We start from the raw sequence: 10,039 nt of genomic DNA, 5'->3' as shown, positions 1-10,039 counted from the left end.
ACCTTCCACGGGCCCGTCGTCCAGGCGCGGCACGTGGACATCACGTACGCCGCTGCCGCGCCGTCGCACCGGGAGCGGCTCGTCGGCGCCGTGGGCGGCGCGGTGTTCGGCGCCCTTGCGGTGCTGCTCGCGCTCGGCCACGGCGCCGACCTCGTGCGCTTCGGGACGGCCGCCCGCTGGCTGACGGTCGCCGGCTGCCTCGCCGCAGCCGTCCTGCTGCCGTTCCTGCCGTCGCTGCGGGTGCGGCGCGAGCGCCGGATCGCCACGGCCCCGGTCGCCGTCGCCCGCCTCGACGCCGCCGCCCGCTCCCTCGCCGACATGCTGACCGCGCAGTACGCCGGCGAGGAACGGCACGCCCGGATCGGCGACCCGATGGCGCTGCCCGTGCGCTGGCGCGCCGCCGAACCGGACCTCGCGGACCACCCGGTGAGCCTGCTGCCGGAAACCGGCGGAGCGGATCACGTCCCGGTCCTGGAGGGCGAGTTCCTGCGCATCGCCGAACAGTACGACGCGCTGCCGCGACGCCGGCTCGCGATCCTCGGCGGCCCCGGTGCCGGCAAGTCCGTGCTCGTGGTGCGCCTGGCCCGCGAGCTGCTGCGCCGCCGCACCGGCCGGGACGCCGAACCGGTGCCGGTGGTGTTGCCCCTGGCGTCCTGGAACCCGCGCGAGACACCGTCCGTGTGGTGGTGGGCGGCCGGCGAACTGGCGCAGGCCCACCCTTCCGCCGTCACGGTCCCCGGCGCGGCCCGCCGCACGGTCGCCCATCGGCTGATCACCTCCGGCCGCGTGCTCCCGGTCCTCGACGGATTCGACGAACTGCCCGCGTCCGCCCGGGTGGACGCCCTGCGTCAGCTGCGCAGCGGACTGCACGGCGACGTCCCCCTCGTGCTCACCAGCCGGGTCGCCGCGTACCGCGACGCCATGCGGCAGGGCGACGTCCGGCTGCCCGGCATGGCGGCGGTCGAACTGCGGCCCCTCGACGTCGAGGACGTCCGCGGCTACCTGCTGCTGTCCGCCCGCCCCGGCGCGGACCACCGCAGCAAATGGGACCCGGTGCTCACCGCCCTGACGGACGGGGACACCGCGCAGGCCCGGCGGCTGCGCGGTGTGCTCCGCACCCCGCTGATGGTGGCCATGGCACGGGTCGTCTACAGCGACACCTCGGCACGGCCCGCCGAGCTCCTCGACACCGAGGAGTTCCCCACCGCACGGGCGGTGCGGCGCCATCTGCTCAGCTCGTTCGTCGACGCCGCGTACGCACCGGACGGCGACGCCCCCGACCACCGGCGGCGCTGGACACCCCGCCAGGCGCGGCACTGGCTCGCCCAACTGGCCGCGGAGGAGCGGCGGACCGGCCGCCGGGACATCGCGTGGTGGCGCCTGGAACGCATGTTGCCGCGCGGCGCCCTGCTGCTGCTCGTCCTGCCCGTGGCCGCCGCGGCCGCCCTCGCCGTCGACACGGCACGACTCCCGTGGGCGGACGGGTACCAGGACGTGCCGGTCCCGCGCGGGGCGGTGGCCGCGCTGCTGGTGGCCGCCGCTGCGGTCGTGGGGCGCTACGGGGTCCGCCGGGACGCCCTGGTGGTCCCCCAGCGTCTGGTGAGGCCGGGGCCGCGGGACGTCCTGGCGTCCGTCCGGCAGTTCACCGTCCCCCTGCCGTTCACCTTGGGCGCGCTGGCTCTGCTGCTCCCCTCGTTCGGCGTCGCAGCGGCCCTCGGGGTGCTCATCGCCGTGTGGATCCTGCACGCGATGGGCGGCGCCCTGCGCAGGCCCGCCGACCCGGAGGCTCATGGCCCCCTGGAACTGCTGCGCGCCGACCGGCGGACCGTGCTCACCCTGGGACTCGTCCCCGCCGCGCCGGCCGGCGCGGGGCTGCGGTTCCCCCTCGGGGCCGTGGGCGTCCTCGCGGGGGCGGTGCTCGTCTGGGGGCGCGGGCTCGGCCGTGACGTGGTGGAGCCCGCCCACTGGTTCGTCCTCGCGGCGACCGCCCTCGTCGCCGCCGCTGCCCTCGGGTTCGCGGCGTCGGCATGGGGCCGGTACTGCCTCGCCAGGACCTGGCTCGCACTGAGCGGCCGCATGCCGTGGCAGCCGATGTCGTTCCTCCAGGACGCCCACCGCCGCGGGGTGCTCCAGCGGACGGGAGCCTTCTACCGGTTCCGCCACCTGGAGCTGCGCAACGAACTCGCCGCCGCACCGCGGTCGGAGACCGGACCGGCACTGGAACTGGAGCTCCGGCAGCGTTCCCGGCTGCGGATGCCCGACCGGCAGCGGATCACCGCCGCACTGGCAGCCCTCGTCGCGGGGCCCGCCGCGTTCGTCCTCCTCGCTGGCGCGCTGGGCGGCCCGCCCGCCGCGGGCCCGGTCCGCGCCCTCGCCCCGGCCTGCACCCTGCTCACGGAGCACGATCTGCGCGGCTTCCTCGCCGACCCCGTCCGCGTCCCGCGCGACCCCCGGCCCGGCGTGGTCCTGCCCGCCGCCGGGTCCATGCGGTCCTTCGCCGTGCCGACGGCCGGGTCCAGCGGCTGCACGTACACGGAAGGCGCCGCGCTGCGCCCGGAGGCGTGGATCGGCGTCGGCGTCGGGTTCACGGCGGCCGTGGACCGGCGCAGCAGCAGTTCCTGGGCGGACGAGTGGGCGCGGTCGCCGACGATGTGGGGCGGCGCGAAGGCGGTGTCCGGGATCGGCGACACCGCGTTCGAGGGCACCCGGCCGGTGCCCGGCGAGGACCCGGTCCTGCGCGCGAAGACCCCGGCGTACACCTCGCCCATGGGCCGGGTGCGGGCGAGCGCGGACAACATGGTCGTCACGGTCGACGTCAGCCTGGAGTTCGCCACCGAGGCCCAAGTCCTGGACGCGGCACGGCTGGTGGCCCGCACCGTGCTGCACAACGCGGGCCGGCTGGGACCGCCGGGGCCGGGGGAGCGGACCCTGCGCGACGCGGTCGTGCCGCGGGCGCCGGGGCTGTCCCGGTTCGGCCTCTACGACGCGAAGGCCGCGGGCCGGCTGACCGGCGCCACCTGGGCCGCCGACGACCCCTCCTCGATTCTCGGCTTCCACTCCGGCTACTTCTGGCTGGCGCTGAGGCTGCCGCGCGGGACGCGCTGCGACGGGGCGGGCGCCGGCTCCTTCACCGACGACGTGACCTGCACCGCCGACACCCCGGACGGGCCGGTGCGCCTCACCCTGGCCGTCCACGACTGCGGCGGCGCCTGCACCACCCGCGAGCGGGACGACTTCTACGCGGACCGCCCCGCGCCATACGCCGGTTCGCTGTCCCGGCACGACGCGCACACCCGCTTCCGCGTGCGGGAGGCGGCGGACGGCGGCGCCACCGCCCATCTGGTGCGCGGCCTGCGGTCCTGGTGGCGGACGCCCACCTGGAACGGCCGGAAGAACACGGCGCGACGGCCGCTCGACTTCTACCTCTGGCTCCGCGTCACCACGCCGCCGGGACAGCGGGCCCTCGCGGAGAAGGTCATCAACGACGCGTACCGGCAGCGCCCGGCGGACGGGGCGTGAGGACCGGGGACGCGGCGAGCACTCAGAAAGCGACAGAATCCGACGGCGTCATTGTGGCGATTGTGTTGTGTTCCTAAGGTGGGCCCTGCTCAACTGCCCGTCAGGCCCCATTGGTTGCACGTGTCCGCACTCGTGGAAGGGCACCTCATGACGCACCCGCACCCGCACCCGGACGTCCACCCCAGCACGTACATCAGCCGCCGCCGGCTCCTGGAGGCGGGCGCCGCCGTCGTCGGCGGGCTCGCGCTCTCCTCCGTCCTGCCTGCCGGAACCGCCCGCGCCCTCGCCGCCGGCCTCGACGCCACCGGTGACGAGTGGAACGGCCACATCGACCTCTTCCAGCTCGGCACCGAGCCCCCGCACACCACCCTCATGCCGTACGAGAACGTCCAGCGGGCCCTCGCCGCCGACCGCACCCGCTCGGCGTACCGGCAGAGCCTGGACGGCGACTGGAAGTTCAAGTACGTCGACCGGCCCGCGGACAAGCTCGACGACTTCCACCGCACCGACCTCGACGACTCCGGGTGGGAGACGATCCCGGTCCCGTCGGTCTGGCAGCTGCACGGGCACGACTTCCCGATCTACATCAACATCACCTACCCGTGGCGGGGACCGAACGGCCTCGGCGAGGAGCCCCAGCCGCCCGCCGCGCCGACCAGATACAACCCGGTGGGCCAGTACAGACGCACCTTCACCGTGCCGAAGGGCTGGGCGGGCCGGCGGACGTTCCTGCACTTCGAGGGCGTGAAGTCCGCCCACTACCTGTGGGTCAACGGGCAGTTGGCCGGCTACCACGAGGACTCGTACACGCCCGCCGAGTACGACATCACCCCCTACCTGACCGACGGCACGAACCACGTCGCGGTCGAGGTCTACCGCTACTCCGACGGCGACTGGCTCGAGGACCAGGACATGATCCGGCTCAGCGGGATCTTCCGGTCCGTGTACCTGTACTCGACGCCCACCGTCCACGTGCGGGACTTCCGCCTCGACACCCCCATGGCGGACGGGTACACCAGTGCCGGTCTCTCGGTCACGGCGGCCCTGCGGGACTACGACGGCGACGCCGACGGAGACGCGTACACCGTCGAGACACAGCTCTACGACCCCGACGGCCACGCCGTGTGGCCGCGGCCGCTCACCCAGCGCCTCACCCTCGCCGACGGCGAAGCCGAGGGCCAGGACGCCAAGCCGGTGCCCTCGCCCCGGCTCTGGTCCGCGGAACAGCCGCACCTCTACACGGCCGTGCTCCAGCTCCGCGACCCGGCAGGCAAGGTGACCGAGACGCTCTCGCACCGCGTCGGCCTGCGCGAGTTCGCGATGCGGGACGGGCTGATGCGGATCAACGGCAAGCCGGTCTCGCTGCGCGGCACCAACCGCCACGAGATGCACCCGGACCGCGGCACCGCCCTCACCCGCGACGACCTCGTGCGCGACATGACGGTCATCAAACAGGCGAACATCAACTCCGTGCGCACCTCGCACTACCCGAACAACCCGCTCTGGTACGAGCTCGCCGACGAGTACGGCCTGTACCTCGTCGACGAGACGAACCTGGAGACGCACGGCGTCCGCGACGCGTACCCCGCGAGCAAGGACGACTGGAGCAAGGCGTGCGTGCAGCGCGCGCAGAACATGGTCCACCGCGACAAGAACCACGCCTCCGTGGTCATCTGGTCGCTCGGCAACGAGGCGGGGTCGGGCTCCACCTTCAAGGCCATGCACGACTGGATCCGCTCCTACGACACGACCCGGGTGATCCAGTACGAGGGCGACGACAGCCCCGGCGTGAGCGACATCCGCTCCGCCATGTACGAGTCGCCGACCCGGGTGGAGGCGCGCGCGAAGGACACCTCCGACACCCGCCCGTACGTGATGATCGAGTACGCCCACTCGATGGGGAACTCGACCGGCAACTTCAAGGAGTACTGGGACGTCGTCCGCCGCCACGACGTCCTCCAGGGCGGCTGGATCTGGGACTTCGTCGACCAGTCGCTGAGCTGGCCGATGCCCGCGCGCACCCTGCTGACCGAGACGGGACCGTTGGGGCTGACCGGCGAGGTCATGCCCGCGTCCGCGGAGTTCACCCGCGAGAAGGGCGTGACCGGGGCGACCGTCTTCGCCCGCGACGACCGCCTCGACCTCACCGGTTCGCTGACCCTCGAAGCCTGGCTCACCCAGCACGTCCGCTACGGCCACCAGCCGGTCATCGCCAAGGGCGACACCCAGTACGCGCTCAAGCTGTCCGACCGGACCCTGGAGTTCTTCATCTGCTCCGACGGGCAGTGGATCGCGGTCAACTGGACGACTCCCGCGGAGGGTTGGACCGACGTCGAACATCACGTCGCGGGCGTCTTCGACGCGGACGCCGGGAAGCTCACCCTGTACGTCGACGGCGAGGCGAAGGCCACCAGGACCACCGACCGCAAGCCGACGAACAACACCGCACCCCTGTGCCTGGCCTTCGACCTCGACAACCCGACCCGGGAGTTCAGCGGTTCCGTGCGCCGGGCCCGGGTGTACGCGCGGGCCCTCACCGCCGGGGAACTCTCCGACGACGGACGGAAGCCGGACGGCGACGGCGTACGGTTCTGGTTCGACGCGCGGACCGCGGGCCACGAGGCGGTCAGGGCCGGCGACGGGAAGCAGCAGACGTTCTTCGCGTTCGGCGGCGACTGGGGCGACAACCCCAACGACGGCGCGTTCGTCGCCGACGGCATCGTCACCGCGGACCGTGGCCACACCGGCAAGATCACCCAGGTGAAGCGCATCTACCAGGCGATCGGCGCCCGGCCCAAGGACGGCGGCGCCCCCGGCCGGGTCACGCTCACGAACGAGAACCTCTTCACCAACCTCCGTGCCTACGACGGCAGATGGGAGCTCTCCGTCGACGGCGAGGTCGTCCGGCGCGGAAAACTGACCCGCGCGCAGCTCGACGTCGCACCGCTGTCCAGCCAGGACATCACCGTGCCGGTCAGCCTCCCCGGCAACCCCGAACCAGGCAGCGAGTACTTCCTCCAGCTCTCCTTCACCACGAAGGAGAAGACCCCCTGGGCGGACGCCGGATTCGAGGTGGCCCGGATCCAGCTCCCGCTGGACGCCGCAGGCCCCGACGTCACCCCTGTGCCCCTGCGCTCCGTGCCGACCCTGTCCTACGAGGACGGGAAGGCCGACGTCACCGTCGACGGAGCCGACTTCACCGTCGTCGTCGACAAGTCGACCGGGACCATCACCTCGTACGAGGCGCACGGCACCGTGCTGGTCAGCGACGGGCCCGCGCCCAACTTCTGGCGCGCGCCCACCGACAACGACCGCGGCAACGGCCAGCACGTCCGCAACCAGACCTGGCGCGACGCGGGCGCGCACCGCAAGGTCACGGACGTCACCGTGCGCGGCATCGACGGCCGCGCCGTCGAGATCGCCGTGCGCGGCACCCTGCCGACGACGGCCGAGTCCACGTACACGACGACGTTCACCGTGTTCGGCAACGGCGAGATCAAGGTCGACAACACCGTCCACCCGGGCGCCGGTTCGCTTCCGTACCTCCCCGAGGTCGGCACGATCCTGCGGCTGCCCGCCGCCCTCGACCGGCTGCACTACTACGGTCGCGGCCCCGAGGAGAACCACTGGGACCGCAACGACGGAACGGACGTGGGGACGTGGTCGTCGACGGTGGCCGAGCAGTGGAGTCCGTACATCCGGCCCCAGGAGAACGGCAACAAGACCGACGTCCGCTGGGCGGCCCTCACCGACCGGCGCGGTCGCGGGCTCCTGGTGAGCGGCGAGCCGCTGGTCGAGATCAACGCCTCGCACTTCACGCCCGAGGACCTCTCCGTCGGGGTGCGCCACGACTACCAGCTCGTCCCGCGTGACCAGGTCGTCCTGCGCGTGAACCACCGGCAGATGGGCGTGGGCGGCGACAACAGCTGGGGCGCCCACACGCACGACGCGTACAAGCTGCTCGCGGACCGGGACTATGCCTACACCTACCGGCTGCGGCCCCTCACCGACGTGCGGCGGGCCACGGAGCTGTCGCGCAGGCCGACGGCGGGCGAGTAGCGGGACCGGAGGCACGGCGGGCCGTCGGGACCGGTGCGTGACCGGTCCCGACGGCCCGCGGGCCTCTCACAGCCCGGTGACCTTCCCGCTCGCGGACACCTCGTAGACCAGCGTCACCGTGCGGCGGCCGCCCGGTGGGAGGGAGACGTCCCAGCGGGCGATGCCGTCCGCGTCGACCGAGTCCGGGGCGGGGGAGCAGGCGTCCTTGCGCAGGCGGACCTCGACGCCCGTCACCTCGGAGACCGGGATCCGTTCGCGCAGCGTGATCACCCGGTCGTCGCTCTCGCCGGGCGCGGAGAACCGTGACAGGTGCAGCCGTACCGTGCGGGTGATCACGGTCCGCTGGGTGAGTCCCGCGGTGTCCCGGGACTCCTCGGTCTCGCGCAGCACCCGGTGGCTGTCCGAACTGCCGAACGCGAGCTCGGCGGGGGCACCGGGAGCGGTGAAGTCCAGGGTGCCGCGGCCGGTGAAGCCGCTGTCGCGGACCAGTTCGACGGGGCCGGCGAGCAGGGCGTGGCCCGCCGTGTTCGTGAACCGCACCACCTGGGTGACCAGCGGCGACAGTTCGGGCGCGCAGACGTACTCGCTGTGCGCCGCCGACGTGCTGCCGGTGAGCGGGACGCGGTGCCCGTGTCCGTCGCCCGGCACCGAGGCCGGCCCGGGTGCGTGCAGGACGCGCACCTCGCCGCCGTCGTCGACGCCCGGCAGGCCGGGGACCGTCGCGGGGCCGACGTCGGAGACCTTCTCCTCCCGCACCTCCACGTCCACGGTGCGGCGCTCGGCCGTGGACCTGTCCCGGAGGGTCAGCCGGTCCTCGACGAGCCGCGGCGGAGCGGTGGCCAGGCTGGACCGGGCCGTCGACAGGGTCAGCCGGACACCGGACCAGTCCTCGCCGGTGCGCTGCCACACCATCGCGTCGGTCTGCAGGGCGAGTTCGCCGCCCTGGAGCGTCGCACGGTAGGCCGGGCGCCACAGGGCGCAGGGCGTGAGGTGGCTCAGCCGGAGTACGGCGGGGCCCGCGGCCGGGGCCCGTACCGTCAGTTCGACGTGCGCGGTGAGCTCCGGCGGCTCCTGCTCGGTGTGGAGCAACGCGTTGTGGGTCTCGTTGAGTTCGTCGCTCAGCCCGGCCATCCTGGCCCGGACGGTGCCGAGTTCCTCCTCGTACATGTCGCGCTCGGTGTCGAGGCGGTCCAACTCGGCGGACCAGCGCTCCGGTTCGGACTCGCCGTAGCCGGTACCCTCGCCGATCTCCCGCAGCAGATCGGTGGCGAGCCTGCCCAGCACGTCCAGTCGGGTCTCCAGTCGGTCGCGGCGCTGCTCCAGGGTGCGCAGCTCCTCGCCGAGCGCGTGCGCCCGCCGCCGCAGCGGGGAGTCCTCGTCGGTCGGCGCCTCGGGGCCGCGGGGCGTCCAGGCCCGCACCACGCGGACGTCCAGGACGGTGAACTCGCCCTGCTCGCCGGTGAGTTCCGCGTGCAGGCTGCGGTCGACGGCGAGGGCGCCGACGGGCCCGAGGCGGAGCCGCTGCACGCCGGGCTCCAGGTGGAGGGTGGTGGTGCGTTCGATGTGCGCGCGGTCCTCCAGGCAGGTCACCGAGGTGACGGGCAGCGGGATCGCGTCGGGGACCGGAGCGGAGACCGACTCGGTTGCAGTGGGTGTGGACATGGCTGGGTCAGCTCCTCCGGTTGCCGCCGGTGAGGGCCTTGGCGGCCGGGATGCGGATCTCGTAACCGCCGTCGAGCGCGGCGGTGCCGCCCGCGGGGACGTCGACCCGCCACAGGCGCGTGCCGGGGACGTGCCGCTCGGGCCCGTCGCCGCCGCCCTCAGGTTCCGTCCAGCCGGGCCGTTCCTCGATGCGGACGTCGGCCTCGGAGGTGACCGGGACGCGCTCGCGCACCTCCACGGTGACCGGCCGGGCGAGGCGGTTGGCCAGGTCGACGTGGATCCGGTGGTCGAGCACGGTCGTGGTGTTGCGCAGTCCCGCCGTCGACTCGCGCAGCTCCGTGCGGCGGCCGACCCGGACCGCCTCGGCGGGGCCGAGCCCCACGCGGCCGGTGCCGCCCGGGGCGAGGGTGGGCAGGGCGGTGGTCGGCAGCTGGTCACCGTCGACCGTGACGTCCACGGGCCCGGCCAGCAGGGCCTGCTGGGTCGCGTTCGTGACGACCAGGGTCGCGTACACGGTCTCCTCGACGGAGGGCACGCAGAGGTACTCGGAGCGGAGCCCGACCGGGAGTTCCGTGACGGTGACCGTGTGCCAGCCGCCGTCGGAGGGGATGTCGGCGGTGCCCTGCGCGTCGTAGCGGTGGTCGAAGGAACCCGCCGCCTCGCGCGGCCGCACCGCGTGCCCCGGCAGCGGCAGCGAACTCACCGACTCCGCGCGGCGCCGGTACTCGGCGGCCACCGGGTCGGCGACGGTCCCGGGGGAGAGGAGGCCACGGCGACCGCCGCTCGCCTCCGGACCGGA

Annotated in this window: 4 protein-coding genes; 2 read left to right on the top strand and 2 right to left on the bottom strand. The window is 73.8% G+C overall.

Going from position 1 to position 10,039, the window contains the following annotated elements; all coding sequences use genetic code 11:
* Window positions 1–3,519: NACHT domain-containing protein (locus M4J07_RS44035; protein WP_255982253.1), on the top strand; the 3,519-nt coding region annotated here is incomplete at its 5' end.
* 147 nt (window positions 3,520–3,666) lie between these two features.
* Complete coding sequence (locus M4J07_RS44030) at window positions 3,667–7,578, top strand: glycoside hydrolase family 2 TIM barrel-domain containing protein (protein ID WP_255982251.1); 3,912 nt, start codon at window positions 3,667–3,669, stop codon at window positions 7,576–7,578.
* Between the two features lie 66 nt (window positions 7,579–7,644).
* Here M4J07_RS44030 and M4J07_RS44025 read toward each other — a convergent pair whose 3' ends face one another.
* Window positions 7,645–9,240, bottom strand: coding sequence for a mucoidy inhibitor MuiA family protein (locus M4J07_RS44025; RefSeq protein ID WP_255982249.1), 1,596 nt, complete (start codon window positions 9,238–9,240; stop codon window positions 7,645–7,647).
* Between the two features lie 7 nt (window positions 9,241–9,247).
* Window positions 9,248–10,039: DUF4139 domain-containing protein (locus M4J07_RS44020; RefSeq protein ID WP_255982247.1), on the bottom strand; the 792-nt coding region annotated here is incomplete at its 5' end.

It is taken from the genome of Streptomyces longispororuber, from assembly GCF_024448165.1.
Lineage (GTDB): Bacteria > Actinomycetota > Actinomycetes > Streptomycetales > Streptomycetaceae > Streptomyces > Streptomyces longispororuber_A.
Note: the sequence above shows the minus strand (reverse complement) of the source record. Positions and strands in the feature narration are given on the sequence as shown.